This window comes from Pseudomonas sp. IT-P2, assembly GCF_949767575.1.
Classification (GTDB): Bacteria; Pseudomonadota; Gammaproteobacteria; order Pseudomonadales; family Pseudomonadaceae; genus Aquipseudomonas; species Aquipseudomonas pharyngis.
In genome coordinates this window covers 292,039-308,132 of record NZ_CATKQA010000033.1, presented here as the reverse complement: position 1 = coordinate 308,132, position 16,094 = coordinate 292,039, and the positions used below count along the sequence as shown (strand labels likewise).

16 protein-coding genes are annotated in these 16,094 nt (G+C 59.5%); 2 read left to right on the top strand and 14 right to left on the bottom strand.

Features of this window, described 5'->3' with window-relative positions:
• Positions 1 to 50 precede the first annotated feature (50 nt).
• Positions 51 to 374, top strand: a complete 324-nt coding sequence (fdxA, locus tag ACM6JM_RS17500; RefSeq protein ID WP_007908827.1) for a ferredoxin FdxA — start codon at positions 51 to 53, stop codon at positions 372 to 374.
• Positions 375 to 886: 512 nt separating this feature from the next.
• Here the strand turns inward: fdxA and rpoS are convergent.
• The 8 genes from rpoS to ACM6JM_RS17460 form a co-directional block, all read right to left on the bottom strand.
• Positions 887 to 1,894, bottom strand: coding sequence for an RNA polymerase sigma factor RpoS (gene rpoS / locus ACM6JM_RS17495; protein WP_007954831.1), 1,008 nt, complete (start codon positions 1,892 to 1,894; stop codon positions 887 to 889).
• Positions 1,895 to 2,000: 106 nt separating this feature from the next.
• The gene (locus tag ACM6JM_RS17490; protein WP_039769692.1) at positions 2,001 to 2,882 is read right to left on the bottom strand and encodes a peptidoglycan DD-metalloendopeptidase family protein; all 882 of its coding nucleotides are present in this window, start codon (positions 2,880 to 2,882) and stop codon (positions 2,001 to 2,003) included.
• A 211-nt stretch (positions 2,883 to 3,093) separates the two neighbouring features.
• Positions 3,094 to 3,729 carry a protein-L-isoaspartate(D-aspartate) O-methyltransferase gene (locus tag ACM6JM_RS17485; RefSeq protein ID WP_170844894.1) on the bottom strand — a complete coding sequence of 212 codons (636 nt, stop codon included), beginning with the start codon at positions 3,727 to 3,729 and terminating at the stop codon, positions 3,094 to 3,096.
• A 41-nt stretch (positions 3,730 to 3,770) separates the two neighbouring features.
• Positions 3,771 to 4,520, bottom strand: coding sequence for a 5'/3'-nucleotidase SurE (gene surE, locus ACM6JM_RS17480; RefSeq protein WP_096819612.1), 750 nt, complete (start codon positions 4,518 to 4,520; stop codon positions 3,771 to 3,773).
• Complete coding sequence (gene truD / locus ACM6JM_RS17475; protein WP_103386551.1) at positions 4,508 to 5,566, bottom strand: tRNA pseudouridine(13) synthase TruD; 1,059 nt, start codon at positions 5,564 to 5,566, stop codon at positions 4,508 to 4,510. Before truD ends, surE begins: the two co-directional genes overlap by 13 nt.
• Positions 5,563 to 6,036 (bottom strand): 2-C-methyl-D-erythritol 2,4-cyclodiphosphate synthase, encoded by a 474-nt coding sequence (gene ispF / locus ACM6JM_RS17470; RefSeq protein WP_007954821.1) that lies wholly within the window; start codon positions 6,034 to 6,036, stop codon positions 5,563 to 5,565. The genes truD and ispF overlap by 4 nt, the downstream gene beginning before the upstream one ends.
• A gap of 299 nt (positions 6,037 to 6,335) precedes the next feature.
• Entirely contained in the window at positions 6,336 to 7,190 is an 855-nt protein-coding gene (gene fghA / locus ACM6JM_RS17465; protein WP_414882255.1) for an S-formylglutathione hydrolase, read from the bottom strand.
• A 55-nt stretch (positions 7,191 to 7,245) separates the two neighbouring features.
• Positions 7,246 to 8,358: an S-(hydroxymethyl)glutathione dehydrogenase/class III alcohol dehydrogenase gene (locus ACM6JM_RS17460; RefSeq protein WP_103386552.1), complete on the bottom strand. Its 1,113-nt coding sequence runs from the start codon at positions 8,356 to 8,358 to the stop codon at positions 7,246 to 7,248.
• Positions 8,359 to 8,474: 116 nt separating this feature from the next.
• On the opposite strand from ACM6JM_RS17460, the gene ACM6JM_RS17455 reads away from it, so the two are divergent.
• Positions 8,475 to 9,371 (top strand): LysR substrate-binding domain-containing protein, encoded by an 897-nt coding sequence (locus tag ACM6JM_RS17455; RefSeq protein ID WP_007954817.1) that lies wholly within the window; start codon positions 8,475 to 8,477, stop codon positions 9,369 to 9,371.
• On the opposite strand, the gene ispD is transcribed toward ACM6JM_RS17455, so the two are convergent.
• From ispD to tilS, 6 genes are all read right to left on the bottom strand, one after another.
• Entirely contained in the window at positions 9,368 to 10,075 is a 708-nt protein-coding gene (ispD, locus tag ACM6JM_RS17450) for a 2-C-methyl-D-erythritol 4-phosphate cytidylyltransferase (protein WP_085666847.1), read from the bottom strand. The two genes, ACM6JM_RS17455 and ispD, sit on opposite strands and share 4 nt — an antisense overlap.
• Positions 10,072 to 10,350: a cell division protein FtsB gene (gene ftsB, locus ACM6JM_RS17445; RefSeq protein WP_003222158.1), complete on the bottom strand. Its 279-nt coding sequence runs from the start codon at positions 10,348 to 10,350 to the stop codon at positions 10,072 to 10,074. Before ftsB ends, ispD begins: the two co-directional genes overlap by 4 nt.
• 171 nt (positions 10,351 to 10,521) lie before the next feature.
• Positions 10,522 to 11,811, bottom strand: coding sequence for a phosphopyruvate hydratase (gene eno / locus ACM6JM_RS17440; protein ID WP_007954808.1), 1,290 nt, complete (start codon positions 11,809 to 11,811; stop codon positions 10,522 to 10,524).
• Between the two features lie 156 nt (positions 11,812 to 11,967).
• The gene (gene kdsA / locus ACM6JM_RS17435; protein ID WP_007954807.1) at positions 11,968 to 12,813 is read right to left on the bottom strand and encodes a 3-deoxy-8-phosphooctulonate synthase; all 846 of its coding nucleotides are present in this window, start codon (positions 12,811 to 12,813) and stop codon (positions 11,968 to 11,970) included.
• A gap of 5 nt (positions 12,814 to 12,818) precedes the next feature.
• Positions 12,819 to 14,450, bottom strand: coding sequence for a CTP synthase (locus tag ACM6JM_RS17430; protein ID WP_011332696.1), 1,632 nt, complete (start codon positions 14,448 to 14,450; stop codon positions 12,819 to 12,821).
• Positions 14,451 to 14,724: 274 nt separating this feature from the next.
• Positions 14,725 to 16,053, bottom strand: coding sequence for a tRNA lysidine(34) synthetase TilS (tilS, locus tag ACM6JM_RS17425; RefSeq protein WP_414882254.1), 1,329 nt, complete (start codon positions 16,051 to 16,053; stop codon positions 14,725 to 14,727).
• Positions 16,054 to 16,094: the final 41 nt, after the last annotated feature.

Sequence of the window (16,094 nt, the reverse complement as noted above, 5' to 3'; positions counted from 1 at the left end):
CCCCAACCGTGAAGGGGCAACGCTGCCGCCGCCTGAGGAGAAAATTAGAAATGACCTTCGTCGTCACCGACAACTGCATCAAGTGCAAGTACACCGACTGCGTAGAAGTCTGTCCGGTGGACTGCTTTTACGAAGGCCCGAACTTCCTGGTGATTCACCCGGACGAGTGCATCGACTGCGCCCTGTGCGAACCGGAATGCCCGGCCGTGGCCATTTTCTCCGAGGACGAAGTTCCGGAAGAAATGCAGGAATTCATTCAGCTGAACGTCGAGCTGGCCGAAATCTGGCCGAACATCACCGAGAAGAAAGAATCGCTGCCGGATGCCGAAGAGTGGGATGGCGTCAAAGGCAAGATCAAAGACCTCGAACGCTGATCTGTCCCGCGTTCGAATGAAAAGGCCCCTCGCGGGCCTTTTTGTTTTTGCGGGTTTGGCTTTTCTTCAGGCAAAAAAAGGGGCGGTTTGACCCGCCCACATTTTTTCCCTATTCCCTGTGTTCCTTTTCATCGTCCTGATGAATCGCGTCCTGCGATGTCCATTCCCCTCTTCCTTGAAGGGCGTGTCTATCCGTCGACACAACCCAGATACTAAAGAGTTCCCCGATACGGGCAACCGGTCGGATCCAGTAAAACCTCGTGTCATAAGCATTTAATAATTAAAAATATTCATATAAATCAAAATCTTATAAATGACTCAACAGACCAATGGATGTCTTCCGCAGTGTAAAAATAACGAACACTTACGAAAGAGTAAGCCAGGGCTTACACCGCGAGACTACAAAACCGGGAAATGACGACCGGTCGTCAGATCCCAGGCCGTACTCCAGAGCCGGGCAACAAAAAGCCCCGAACGGGTCGGGGCTTTTTATTGGTTGGCATGCAGAACGCTTACTGGAACAGCGACTCGCTCGACAGACCGTTTTTCTCGAGGATTTCCCGAAGGCGCTTGAGGCCCTCCACCTGGATCTGTCTCACCCGTTCCCGGGTCAGGCCGATCTCCAGACCTACATCTTCCAGCGTGCTGCTCTCGTGACCGCGCAGGCCGAAGCGACGTACCACCACTTCGCGTTGCTTGTCAGTCAGCTCCGAGAGCCACTGATCGATGCTCTGCGACAGGTCGTCATCCTGCAGCAGTTCGCACGGATCGGTCGGACGGTCATCCGTCAGAGTGTCCAGCAGGGTTTTATCCGAATCCGGACCCAGCGAGACGTCGACCGAAGAAACCCGCTCGTTCAGGCCCAGCATGCGCTTGACCTCGCCCACCGGTTTTTCCAGCAGGTTGGCGATTTCTTCGGGTGAAGGTTCGTGGTCGAGCTTTTGCGTCAGCTCCCGTGCAGCCCGCAGGTACACGTTGAGTTCCTTGACCACATGAATCGGCAACCGGATGGTCCGGGTCTGGTTCATGATCGCGCGTTCGATGGTCTGACGGATCCACCAGGTCGCGTAGGTCGAGAAGCGGAAGCCGCGCTCGGGATCGAACTTTTCCACCGCGCGGATCAGTCCGAGGTTGCCCTCTTCGATCAGATCCAGCAGCGACAGCCCCCGATTGACGTAACGCCGGGCGATTTTGACCACCAGCCGCAGGTTACTTTCGATCATGCGCTTGCGCCCGGCAGGATCGCCACTTTGCGACAAGCGCGCAAAATGAACTTCTTCTTCCGGGGAGAGCAGAGGGGAAAAGCCGATTTCGTTGAGGTACAGCTGCGTGGCATCGAGTGCCCGAGTGTAATCGATGTACTTGTGTTGTTTAAGTGAAGCGGAGTGTTTGGATTTGGCACGAACGGAAGGTGGAGCAGCCCCTTCATCATTCGACATCGAATCCGAATCGATGCCGGTCTCCATCAGGAGAACCTCATCGTCGATGTCAAACTCCGGCACTTCTTTACTGAGAGCCATTGTTATAGTCCTTTGGTGAGTTCGACCCCAAGCTCAAGCGACGCCTTTATCCTTGGCAACGCTGGAGCCTGTCCCCTCTACGTGACGGAACAGGCTGGTCTGCAAATCAACGTCTTGGCAGGAACTGCAGCGGATCTACAGGTTTACCTTGTCGGCGAATCTCAAAATGCAGTTTCACCCGGTCTGTACCCGTTGACCCCATTTCGGCAATTGTCTGTCCGACCTTGACCTGCTGCCCCTCCCGTACCAACAGCCGACGGTTGTGTCCGTAAGCACTGACGTAGGTTTCGCTGTGTTTGATGATGACCAATTCGCCGTAGCCCCTTAAGCCACTCCCGGCGTATACCACCGTCCCATCAGACGCAGCTAAAACAGGCTGTCCCAAATCTCCGGCGATATCAATTCCTTTATTCAAACTACCGTTTGAAGAGAATTTTCCAATGAGAATGCCATTAGATGGCCATCCCCAGCCGGTCGGGGCCGGGCCCGCTGGAGGCAGTGGAGCGGGTGTTGGCTTGTTGGCGACGGACGGTACAACCGTCGTCGAAGCCGCACCGGAACCCGTGGTTGTGGTGGTGGTCGTGCCATTTGCCTGGCGCCGGATAACCGTGGTTTTGCTGGACGAAGACGCTGAGGAACCGGAGTTGCTGACGACCGCAGTCGACGTTGAACCGGTACGTCCGTCGAAGCGAATCGTCTGACCCGGATGTATCGTGTATGGCGTAGGAATATTGTTCCGGGCGGCGAGGGCTTTGTAGTCCCAGCCGTAGCGAAAAGCGATGGAAAACAGGGTATCGCCCGGACGGACTACATACTGCCCGGTCGTCACGACCGGACGCTGGGCCACCGTATTGTTGCGATCGACGACCCGAACGTTGCTCGATTTTGTGCTGGAGCAACCGACCAGCAAGGTGCTCAAGACAAGGCCAGTCACCAGGCGCTGAAAGCTCGTGTTACCCATACGCTGCGCAATGACTGTGAGACTCACCCGCCGCTCCCTTTGTGGTGGCTGAAAAATGTGGAATACCGATTCCGGCATGAAACTTCGCAAGTATAACGGGCGCAACCGGCTTTACCTTTATAGAAGCGCTATCGCTCGGCGCACACGTTTGCTTGTAGACGATCCGTCCTGTTTAAACACTCGCTGCCGCTGTAAGACAGGCACGCGCGAAAGGAATTCAGCGGCTTCGAACAAATGCTCAGGCCAGCGGGCCATTAAGCAATGGCACGAAACGCACCGCCCCCAGAACGTGTCGGGAGAAGCCGTTTTCTTCACGCACGATCAGCATCAATTGCTGCACTTCGCCCGAACCGACCGGGATCACCATCCGCCCGCCCGGTGCCAGTTGATCAAGCAAAGCCTGAGGCACATCGGTGGCCACGGCGGTAACGATAATGCCGTTGTACGGCGCCAGCGCCGGCCAGCCTTCCCAGCCATCGCCCCAGCGAAACACCACATTGCGCAGGTTGAGCTCGACCAGGCGTTCCTTGGCCCGATCCTGCAGCACCTTGATGCGCTCCACCGAGAACACCCGCTCGACCAGTTGCGATAGCACCGCTGTCTGGTAACCGGAACCAGTGCCGATCTCCAGCACTTTATCCAGCGGCCCGGCCTCCAGCAGCAGCTCGCTCATGCGCGCCACCATATAAGGCTGGGAAATGGTCTGGTTGTTGCCGATCGGCAGCGCGGTGTCCTCATAGGCCCGGTGCGCCAGCGCTTCATCGACGAACAGGTGCCGCGGGGTGCGACGGATCACTTCCAGCACGCTGGCGTTGGAAACGCCCTCTTCATACAGACGCTGGATCAGGCGCTCACGGGTTCGCTGGGACGTCATCCCGATGCCGCTGCGCAGCCTGTCGTCTTGTTCACGAGCCATTAATTGAGCCCCTCCAGCCAGCCGTCGAGATTTCTGAAGGCATCATTGAAGGTGCGATCGAGCTGCAACGGAGTGATGGATACGTAACCCTGCATCACCGCGTGGAAATCGGTGCCCGGCCCGCCGTCTTCCGCATCACCTGCAGCAGCGATCCAGTAACCGGCCTTGCCGCGCGGATCCACGACCTTCATCGGTGCCGCCGCACGGGCGCGATGGCCGAGACGGGTCAATTGAATGCCGCGAATGTGATCGATCGGCAGATTGGGAATGTTCACGTTCAGCACCGTGCGCGGTGGCAGGTCGAGCCCGGCATGGGCTTCGACCAGTTTGCGCGCAAAGTAGGCGGCCGTAGGCAAGTTGTCGACCTGCCGCGAAGCCAGCGAGAAGGCAAACGACGGGCGCTCGAGAAAGCGGCCCTCGAGGGCGGCTGCCACCGTCCCGGAATACAGCACGTCATCACCCAGGTTGGCGCCCAGGTTGATCCCCGACACCACCATGTCCGGCTCGCGTTCAAGCAAACCGTTGAGGCCCAGATGAACGCAGTCGGTCGGCGTGCCATTGAGGCTGATAAAGCCGTTGGCCAGGTATTGCGGGTGCAATGGACGGTCGAGTGTCAGCGAACTGCTGGCACCACTCTTGTCCTGTTCCGGGGCGATAACCACGCACTCGGTGTAATCCGCCAGCGCAGCATAAAGCGCGGCAAGACCGGGCGCAGTCACCCCATCGTCGTTAGAAATCAGAATACGCATGGGCTGTCCGTCTGCCCCACCGGCACCAGATCAACGAGTTCGCGCACCAATACGGTGGCGAAGCATCCGGCCGGGAGGACGAATTCCAGTTGCAGAATGTCAGGCTCGGGATAATGCCACGTCAACCCGCCAATGGGCAGCCGCAGGATGCGACGTTCGTGGCTCATACCGGCATTAATCAACCAATCGCGCAGATCCGCCTCGCGTGCGGCAATCCCCTGCTCCAGATCATGGACAACCCCGGCCGCCGGCGAGTCACCTTCGCCCCACTGCGGACCGGTCGGGTGCAGGTCGAGAATCGCCAGACGCGGATCACTGCATTCGGCTTCCCCGGCCGGGAAAAAGCTGCGACTATCGGTGAACGCCAGCAGATCGCCGACCTGGGCACGCTGCCAGGTGCCATCGGCGACCCGTGCTGCGAGCACCTGATTGAACAGAAAACTGCGCGCGGTCGACAGCAGTCGCGAACGCACATTGCGCTGCTCCGGCAGCGCCTTGCGCGCAGCCCACGAACGGGCATCGACCACGTTGCCACCGTCATGGCCAAAACGCTGGGCGCCGAAGTAATTCGGAATACCTTGTTTGGCGATCAGTTGCAGGCGCTCATCGATGGCAGCCTTGTCGCCTTTGAACTGGGTCAGGCGCAACGTGAAACCGTTGGCCGAATGCGCGCCACGTTGCAGCTTGCGCTTGTGGCGGGTGGTCTTGAGGATTTTCAGCGTGTCGTTTTCCGCCGCCGACAGATCCGGATCGGCCTTGCCCGGCAATTGCACGCTGAACCACTGACGGGTCAGCGCCTGACGATCCTTCAGACCGGCATAGCTCACCGTACGCAACGGTATACCGGCAGCCTTGGCGATACGGCGTGCAGCCTCTTCGGTATTCAGGCCGCGCTTTTCCACCCAGATCCACAAGTGCTCTCCGTCTCCGCTGAACGGAATGTCGAGCACTTCATCGACCTGAAAATCTTCGGCGATAGCTTTCAGTACCGCGGTGCCGAGGGCGTCACCATAGGCCCGCGGGCCGAGCAGTTGCAGTTCGTTCATGCGCGCAGCAACAAGGCAACGGAATGCACGGCGATGCCTTCTTCGCGACCGACGAAGCCGAGCTTCTCGGTGGTGGTGGCTTTCACGTTCACTTGATCCAGCTCTACTTGCAGATCCGCGGCAATCAGCGCGCGCATCGATTCGATATGGGGGGCCATTTTCGGGGCCTGGGCAACGATGGTGTTGTCGACATTGCCGACCTTCCAGCCCTTGGCGTGGATCAGACTGACCACATGACGCAGCAGCACACGGCTGTCAGCGCCCTTGAATTGCGGGTCGGTGTCCGGGAAATGCTTGCCGATATCACCCAGCGCAGCCGCGCCGAGCAAGGCATCGCTCAAGGCGTGCAGCAGGACGTCACCGTCGGAGTGAGCGAGCAGCCCGAAGCCGTGTGCGATTCGCACGCCGCCCAGAGTAATGAAATCGCCTTCAGCGAAACGGTGCACATCATAGCCGTGGCCAATACGCATAAAAAAACGCCCCGAATTTTGTCAGGGCGTGATTCTACCTGCATTAACCCGGGGGGTGTTCTCAATTAGTTTCCCCTCCGCGTTGTCGCCTTAAAGCGTGCCAGGCAAGGCGCAGGCCGCTGGGAATGGTTGTTCCCTTCCCAAGGCATGCAACGCAGCATGGCACGCTTTAAGGCACAACCCGAAGGGCCGGGCCTGCTGTTTTGCAGGGCTGCGTTGCTCGAAGCTTATTTGGAACAACCAAACCACGCTTCTCGCGCCTTGCCCTGCAAAACAGCAGACCCGGCGCGGAGTGGAAACTAACTGAGAACCCCCCCCAGAGCGCGTGCGTGATGCTGCAAGTGGTCGTCAATGAAGCTGGCGATGAAGAAATAGCTGTGGTCGTAGCCTGGTTGCAGGCGCAACGTCAACGGATGACCCGCTTGTTTTGCGGCTTGTTGCAGGGCTTCCGGTTTGAGTTGGGTGGCGAGGAAATCGTCACGGTCACCCTGATCGACCAGCAATGGCAGTTTCTCGTCCGCTTCGGCGATCAGTGCGCAGGCATCCCACTCGCGCCATTTCGAACGGTCGTCGCCCAGATAGCGGGAGAACGCTTTCTGGCCCCACGGACAATCCATTGGATTGTTGATCGGCGAAAACGCCGACACCGACTGATAACGCCCCGGATTGCGCAACGCACAGACCAGCGCACCGTGACCGCCCATGGAGTGGCCGCTGATGCTGCGCTTGTCCGAGGCCGGGAAATGCGCTTCAACCAGTGAAGGCAATTCCTGCACGACGTAGTCATGCATCCGATAGTGCCGCGACCACGGTTCCTGCGTGGCATTCAGATAAAACCCGGCACCGAGGCCGAAATCCCAAGCGCCATCGGGATCACCCGGAACGTCGGGGCCACGGGGGCTGGTGTCCGGCGCCACGATGATCAGGCCGAGCTCTGCCGCCATGCGCATCGCACCGGCCTTCTGCATGAAGTTCTCGTCCGTGCAGGTCAGGCCCGACAGCCAGTACAGCACCGGCAGCTTGCCGCCCTGCTCTGCCTGCGGCGGCAGGTACACGGCGAACACCATGTCGCAGCCCAGCACTTCGGAACGATGGCGATAGCGCTTGTGCCAACCGCCGAAACTTTTCTGACAGGAGATGTTTTCCAGACTCATGTAGGACTCCTACGCAACCACGGCCGCGCGGTGGCGGCCATGGCATCGGGATTGATCAGAAATGAATGACGGTACGGATGCTCTTGCCTTCATGCATCAGATCGAAGGCCTTGTTGATGTCTTCCAGGCCCATGGTGTGGGTGATGAAAGTATCCAGCGGGATTTCGCCGCTTTGCGCCATGTCGACATAGCTTGGCAACTCGGTACGGCCACGCACGCCACCGAAGGCCGAACCGCGCCAGACGCGACCGGTCACCAGTTGGAACGGACGGGTGGCGATTTCCTGGCCGGCGCCGGCAACACCGATGATCACCGACTCGCCCCAGCCCTTGTGGCAGCACTCGAGGGCTGCGCGCATCAGCTGCACGTTGCCGATGCATTCGAAGGAGAAGTCGACGCCGCCATCGGTCATGTCGACGATCACTTCCTGGATCGGACGATCGAAATCTTTCGGGTTCACGCAGTCGGTGGCCCCCAGTTGTTTGGCGATTTCGAACTTGGCCGGGTTGATGTCAATGGCGATGATGCGCGAGGCCTTGGCCTTTACCGCACCAATCACCGCCGACAGGCCAATGCCGCCGAGGCCGAAAATGGCCACGGTGTCACCCGGCTTGACCTTGGCGGTGTTGATCACCGCACCGATACCGGTAGTCACGCCGCAACCGAGCAGGCAGACCTTTTCCAGCGGCGCATCCTTGGAGATCTTGGCCACGGAGATTTCCGGCAGCACGGTGTATTCGGAAAAGGTCGAAGTACCCATGTAGTGGAAAATCGCTTGGCCCTTGTAGGAAAAGCGCGAAGTGCCGTCCGGCATCAAGCCCTTGCCCTGGGTGGCGCGAATCGCCTGACACAGGTTGGTCTTGCCCGACTTACAGAATTTGCACTGACCGCATTCCGGGGTGTACAGCGGAATCACGTGGTCGCCGACGGCCACGGATGTCACGCCTTCGCCGATCGCTTCAACGATTGCGCCGCCTTCGTGGCCGAGGATCGACGGGAAGATACCTTCCGGGTCAGCGCCGGACAGCGTGTACGCATCGGTATGGCAAACGCCGGAAGCCACCACGCGCAGCAATACTTCACCGGCCTTGGGCATGGCGACATCGACTTCTACGATTTCCAGCGGCTTCTTGGCCTCGAAGGCAACGGCGGCGCGCGACTTGATCATGCTGACTCTCCAGTGAATCCAATGAATAAAAAACCAGACAGTCAGTGTAGTCCAGCGCTGCTTGATGAATAATCCGGGCAAAAGCAAAACATTATTGCCATACAGGGATAATCCCGATGTCCGAAAACCGCTGGGAAGGCATCGACGAGTTCGTCGCTGTTGCCGAATGCAGCCAGTTCACCGCGGCTGCCGAACGCCTCGGCGTTTCTTCCTCGCACATCAGTCGACAAATCGTACGACTGGAAGAGCGTTTGCAGACGCGACTGCTGTATCGCAGTACCCGACGCGTCACGCTGACCGAGGCCGGCCAGACCTTTCTGCAACATTGCCAGCGCTTGCAGGACGGTCGCGAAGAAGCGTTGCGTGCGGTCGGCGACCTGACCAGCGAACCCAAAGGCATGCTGCGCATGACCTGCGCCGTGGCCTATGGCGAGCGCTTCATCGTGCCGCTGGTGACGCGGTTCATGGGGCACTACCCGCAACTGCGCATCGACATTGAACTGACCAACCGCCAACTCGATCTGGTGCACGAAGGCCTGGACCTGGCGATCCGTCTTGGTCGGCTTCAGGATTCACGGCTCGTAGCGACTCGCCTGGCACCGCGGCGCATGTATCTGTGTGCGTCGCCGTCCTACCTGGAACGATACGGGCGCCCACACAGCTTGTCGGAACTGGGTCGGCACAATTGCCTGATCGGCAGCTCGGACATCTGGCAGCTTGAACAAAACGGGCGGGAATTTTCCCAGCGAGTACAAGGAAACTGGCGCTGCAACAGTGGGCAAGCGGTGCTGGATGCCGCACTGCAAGGCGTCGGGCTGTGTCAGTTGCCGGACTATTACGTGCTGGAGCACCTGCACAGCGGTGCGTTGATTTCTTTGCTGGAGGCGCATCAACCGCCGAATACGGCGGTGTGGGCGCTGTATCCGCAGCAGCGGCACTTGTCGCCGAAGGTGCGCAAACTGGTGGATTTTCTCAAGGAAGGTTTGGCCGAACGGCCGGAGTACCGGATTTAACGACGATTGGCCCAGCGCTGGCGCAACCATTCGAGGTCTTCGGGGCGGGTGACTTTCAGGTTGTCCGCACGACCTTCGATCAGGCGCGGCGCCATGCCGGCCCACTCCATCGCCGAGGCTTCATCGGTGATCACAGCATCAGCCACCAGACTGTCCGCCAGTGCGCGGTGCAAGGCACCGAGGCGGAACATCTGCGGCGTGTAGGCCTGCCAGATCACGCTGCGATCCACGGTTTCCACCACACGACCGTGTTTGTCGACCCGCTTCAGGGTGTCCTTCGCCGGTACGGCCAACAGGCCACCGACCGGATCGTTCGCCAGTTCAGTAAGCAATTTGTCGAGATCATCACGGCTCAGGTTCGGTCGTGCCGCATCGTGCACCAGCACCCAATCGTCATCATCGGCACCTTGGGCATGCAGATGCAGCAAGGCGTTAAGCACCGAGCCGGAACGTTCGGCACCACCGTCAACCCGTTGTATTCGCGGATCGCTGGCGCTGGCCAGGTTCGGCCAATAAGGATCATCAACGGCAAGACTGACCACCAGGCCCTTGAGGCTCGGGTGATCGAGGAAACAGCCGAGGCTGTGTTCGAGAATTGTGCGCCCGCCCAGTTGCAGGTATTGCTTGGGACGGTCCGCGGCCATTCGGGCACCGACGCCCGCGGCAGGAATCACGGCCCAGAAGGCCGGCAGGGAATCGATCATTGGGCCAACTGGTAAAGGGTTTCGCCGTCCTTGACCATGCCCAGTTCGTGACGAGCCCGCTCTTCAACGGTCTCCATGCCCTTCTTCAACTCGCTGACTTCAGCGTCCATCACCCGGTTGCGCTCCAACAAGGCTTCGTTCTCGGCGTGTTGATCAGCAATCTGCTGATTCAGTTCGGCGACTTGCGCCAGACTGCCATTGCCCACCCACAGGCGGTACTGCAGACCGGCCAGCAGCAAGAGCAAAACGAGAAACAACCAGTAAGGACTGCGCATCGAATATCAGGTATCCAGTGAAAAAAGACAGCCACGCCAAAACTTTGAAGCATCTGATAGCACGAAGCCTGGAATATCCAGGCTTGTGCATATAAGGCATCAGATTAGTGGCAAATCCATCGCTGTCACGACTTTTCCGACACAATCCGGTGTCTTTTTACCATTTACAACTTAGCCGCGGAACTCGGAGCGACCGTTGTACTTGGCCTTGCCATTCAACTGCTCTTCGATACGCAGCAGTTGGTTGTACTTGGAAACACGGTCGGAACGGCACAGCGAACCGGTCTTGATCTGGCCAGCCGAAGTACCCACGGCCAGGTCGGCAATGGTCGAATCTTCGGTTTCGCCGGAGCGGTGCGAGATCACAGCGGTGTAACCGGCTGCCTTGGCCATCTGGATGGCTTCCAGGGTTTCGGTCAGGGTGCCGATCTGGTTGAACTTGATCAGGATCGAGTTGGCGATCTTTTTATCGATGCCTTCTTTCAGGATCTTGGTGTTGGTCACGAACAGGTCGTCACCGACCAGTTGGGTCTTCTCGCCGATCTTGTCGGTGAGGATCTTCCAGCCAGCCCAGTCGGACTCGTCCAGACCGTCTTCGATCGAGATGATCGGGTAACGCTCGGTCAGACCTTTGAGGTAGTCGGCGAAACCTTCAGCGGTGAACACCTGGCCTTCGCCGGACAGGTTGTACTTGCCGTCTTCGAAGAATTCGCTGGCCGCGCAGTCCAGAGCCAGGGTCACGTCGGTGCCCAGCTTGTAACCGGCGTTGGCGACTGCTTCGGAGATCACTTTCAGTGCGTCTTCGTTGGAAGCCAGGTTCGGCGCGAAACCGCCTTCGTCACCGACGGCAGTGCTCAGGCCACGGGCCTTCAGCACGGCTTTGAGGTGATGGAAAATCTCGGTGCCCATGCGCAGACCTTCCGAGAAGGACTTGGCGCCAACCGGCTGAACCATGAATTCCTGGATGTCGACGTTGTTGTCGGCGTGTTCGCCACCGTTGATGATGTTCATCATCGGAACCGGCATCGAGTAAACACCCGGGGTGCCGTTCAGGTTGGCGATGTGTGCGTACAGCGGCAGGTCCTGATCCTGTGCAGCCGCCTTGGCCGCAGCCAGGGATACGGCGAGGATGGCGTTGGCGCCCAGGGTCGCTTTGTTTTCAGTACCGTCCAGCTTGATCATCGCGTGATCCAGGGCTTTCTGGTCGCTTGGGTCGGTGCCCAGCAGCAGATCGCGGATCGGACCGTTGATGTTCGCTACCGCCTTGAGCACGCCCTTGCCCAGGTAACGGCTCTTGTCGCCATCACGCAGCTCGAGCGCTTCACGCGAGCCAGTGGATGCACCGGACGGCGCACAGGCGCTGCCGATGATGCCGTTGTCGAGAAGCACGTCCGCTTCCACGGTGGGATTGCCACGGGAGTCGAGAACTTCACGACCTTTGATGTCGACGATTTTTGCCATTGTTGTAAACACTCCAAAGTTGACGAAAACGACGCAGCTAGAGGAAATCTTTTGACCGTCGGCAAGTGGTGTGCAGCGGGCAGCTTGCAGACGACAACGCTCATACCCGAGGGCATGAGCGACAAATCGTGCGGTACTTTACCGGAGAATTGAGGTTTACGCGGTTTCTACCGTCGGAAAACTCTTCACCAGTTCGTCCAGGGCTTTGAGCTGGGCCAGGAATGGCTCCAGTTTGTCCAGACGCAAGGCGCAAGGGCCGTCGCATTTGGCGTTGTCCGGATCCGGGTGCGCTTCGAGGAACAGGCCCGCCAGCGACTGGCTCATGCCAGCCTTGGCCAGGTCGGTGACCTGGGCGCGGCGACCGCCGGCAGAGTCGGAACGACCGCCAGGCATTTGCAGCGAATGGGTCACGTCGAAGAATACCGGGTACTCGAACTGCTTCATGATGCCGAAGCCGAGCATGTCGACCACGAGGTTGTTGTAGCCGAAGCTCGAACCACGCTCGCAGAGGATCAACTGATCGTTACCCGCTTCCACGCACTTGTTCAGGATGTGTTTCATTTCCTGAGGCGCGAGGAACTGGGCTTTCTTGATGTTGATGACGGCATTGGTCTTGGCCATCGCGACCACGAGGTCGGTCTGGCGCGACAGGAAGGCCGGCAGCTGGATGATGTCGCAGACCTCGGCGACGACCGCGGCCTGGTCAGGCTCGTGGACGTCAGTGATGATCGGCACGCCGAAGGCTTGTTTGATGTCCTGGAAGATGCGCATGCCCTCTTCCAGGCCAGGACCACGATAGGAGGTCACAGAAGAACGGTTGGCCTTGTCGAAGCTGGCCTTGAACACGTAAGGGATACCGAGCTTTTCGGTGACCTTCACGTACTCTTCGCAAACCTGCATGGCCATGTCACGGCTTTCCAGCACGTTCATGCCGCCGAACAGCACCATGGGTTTGTCGTTGGCAATCTCGATGTCGCCGACGCGGATGATCTTCTGTGCCATCGGGGTTACGCCTTCTTCTGGTGTTGAGCCAATGCCGCTTTGACGAAGCCGCTGAACAGCGGATGGCCATCGCGTGGCGTCGAGGTGAACTCTGGGTGGAACTGGCAAGCGACGAACCATGGATGATCAGGTGCTTCGACCACTTCAACCAGCGCTGCATCGGAAGAACGACCGGAAATCTTCAGGCCGGCCTCGATGATTTGCGGGAGCAGGTTGTTGTTCACTTCGTAACGGTGACGGTGACGCTCGACAATCACATCCTTGCCGTAGCAGTCGTGCACCTTGGAGCCGGCTTCGAGCAGGCATTCCTGAGCGCCGAGGCGCATGGTGCCGCCCAGGTCGGACGCTTCGGTACGCACTTCAACGGCACCGGTGGCGTCTTCCCACTCGGTGATCAGACCGACAACCGGGTGGCCGCTGGCACGATCGAACTCGGTGGAGTTGGCGTCTTTCCAGCCCAGCACGTTACGGGCGAACTCGATGACCGCCACTTGCATGCCCAGGCAGATACCCAGGTAAGGAACCTTGTTTTCGCGAGCGTATTGAACGGCGGTGATTTTGCCTTCCACGCCACGCAGACCGAAGCCGCCCGGTACGAGGATCGCGTCGACGCCTTCCAGCAGCGCGGTGCCCTGGTTCTCGATGTCTTCGGAATCGATGTAGCGCAGGTTGACCTTGGTGCGGTTGGTGATGCCGGCGTGACTCATCGCTTCGATCAGCGACTTGTAGGCGTCCAGCAGCTCCATGTACTTGCCGACCATCGCGATGGTGACTTCGTGCTCCGGGTTGAGCTTGGCATCGACGACCTTTTCCCACTCGGACAGGTCGGCGCCATTACATTGCAGGCCGAAACGCTCGACGACGAAATCGTCCAGCCCCTGAGCGTGCAGCACGGCCGGGATCTTGTAGATGGTGTCGACGTCTTCCAGGGAGATCACCGCACGCTCTTCAACGTTGGTGAACAGCGCGATCTTGCGACGCGACGACACATCCACCGGATGGTCGGAGCGGCAGATCAGCACGTCTGGCTGCAGACCGATCGAACGCAGTTCCTTCACGGAGTGCTGGGTCGGCTTGGTCTTGGTCTCGCCCGCGGTGGCGATGTACGGAACCAGGGTCAGGTGCATCAGCATCGCGCGCTTGGAGCCGACTTCCACACGCAGCTGGCGGATGGCTTCGAGGAACGGTTGCGACTCGATGTCACCCACGGTACCGCCGATTTCCACCAGCGCCACGTCGGCATCGCCGGCGCCCTTGATGATGCGACGCTTGATTTCGTCGGTGATGTGCGGAATCACCTGGATGGTTGCACCCAGGTAGTCACCACGGCGCTCTTTGCGCAGCACGTGCTCGTAGACACGGCCGGTGGTGAAGTTGTTGTTCTGGGTCATGGTCGTGCGGATGAACCGCTCGTAGTGGCCCAGGTCCAGGTCGGTCTCGGCGCCGTCGTGGGTGACGAACACTTCACCGTGCTGGAACGGGCTCATGGTGCCCGGGTCGACGTTGATGTACGGATCCAGCTTCAGCATGGTGACCTTAAGCCCCCGCGCCTCCAGGATGGCCGCCAATGAAGCCGATGCAATGCCTTTCCCCAAAGAAGAAACAACACCGCCCGTGACGAATATGTAGCGCGTCATGAAAAACCCTAGAAGTCTGCGTTAAAGCGGTCCGAGCCGCCGGGGAAAGCGAAGGAAGGCCGAAGCCCCCGATCACCTGCATTAATCACAGTGCACCTTTCAAAAAAACCGCCGCGTTGGGACAGACCGGAAGTGAAAACACCGGTACGTTGCTCGCTACACATTTTTTGGAATCGCCCAGCAAAGACTGCTTGGTAATCGGCAACTTCTGCAATTCAGGCGAATCCACAGAAGTTGTATCAAGAAGGGAGCGTAGTCTACCGGAATGCCCCCTTCATCTCAAACCTTGATCTTCGTCCAAAGGCTGCCAATGCAATCGCCAGCCTTCCAGCGCATGGCCGTCGAGCCCCGGCAGGTTCGCCACGGCGAGCAATTCTTCACCGCGAAACAGCAGCGGCAATCTGCCACGCACGAAGCCCGGCACCGCGCGTTCATTGAGCAGGCGCTTGAGATCGCGATGACCGCGATCCGCCAGATGCATCACCTCGCCGCCCTGCCGATAGCGGACTTGCAGCGGTCCCACGGGAGTCTGACCGCTGAACATGACACGTCCGTTATCGGGCAAGCGTAGCGCCAGCGACGGCTCGTGCCAGTCGCCGCTGACCACCGGTGTACGCAACCATTGTCCGCTGAGCCACCACAGGCGACCGGCGCTTCGGTGCAGCTCGCCATCCGCCAGACGCCAGATCGGCGAGGCATCGTTACCGGCGTCACGCACATCGACCCAACCCGACCAATGGTCGGTATCCGGCAGTCGGGTCAAAGGTTCAAGCCAGTGGCTGAGTGCATTTCGCTGACGGGCATCGGACAACCCCGCAACGGCCGCAAACTCCAACGATGGCAATCCCGACCACTCGAACTCAGCGGGCAATTTCGCAGTAGCCAGATCGATTTGCGCCAGCTCATCGAGCAAACCTTGCGCCTCACGCAGATGCGCCGCGCTGCGGGCCATGTTTGCATGTGCCTGAGGCCAGCGACCGCTCAGCAACGGCAGAACCTGATGCCGTAGATAGTTGCGCGAAAACTGTCGATCCTGATTCGAAGGGTCCTCGACCCAGCGCAGGCCGTGGTCCTGCGCATAGGCTTCCAGCTCGGCACGCGTAACGTCGAGCAACGGCCGAACCAGACTGCCCTGCCCCAGCGCTCGCTGGACTGGCATGCCTGAGAGACCTCTGACCCCGGCGCCACGCAACAGCCGGAACAACAGTGTTTCAGCCTGATCGTCGCGATGCTGCCCGGTCAGCATCACAGCCTCGGCCTGGGTCGCCGCAATGAACGCTGTGTAGCGCGCATCCCGCGCCGCCCGCTCCAGACTCGCCCCCGGCGGCACCTGCACACGCACCACTTGCAACGGCACCGCCAGTTCATCGCAAACAGCCTGACAATGCGCCGGCCACGCATCGGCCGCAGCCTGAAGGCCGTGATGAACATGGATGGCGCTTAGCGCCGGAATGGATTCGGTTTTGGCGAGATTGGTCAGGAGGTGCAGCAGAACGGTGGAGTCGAGGCCGCCGGAGAAGGCGATGCGCCAATGGGAAGCACCGAGCCAGGGCTTGAGATTGCGCAGAAGCCTGGAAGGCAAATCAATCGAGGGCTGACCCATTTTTCTACCTTTTCACAAACCAAATGTGGGAGCGGGCTTGC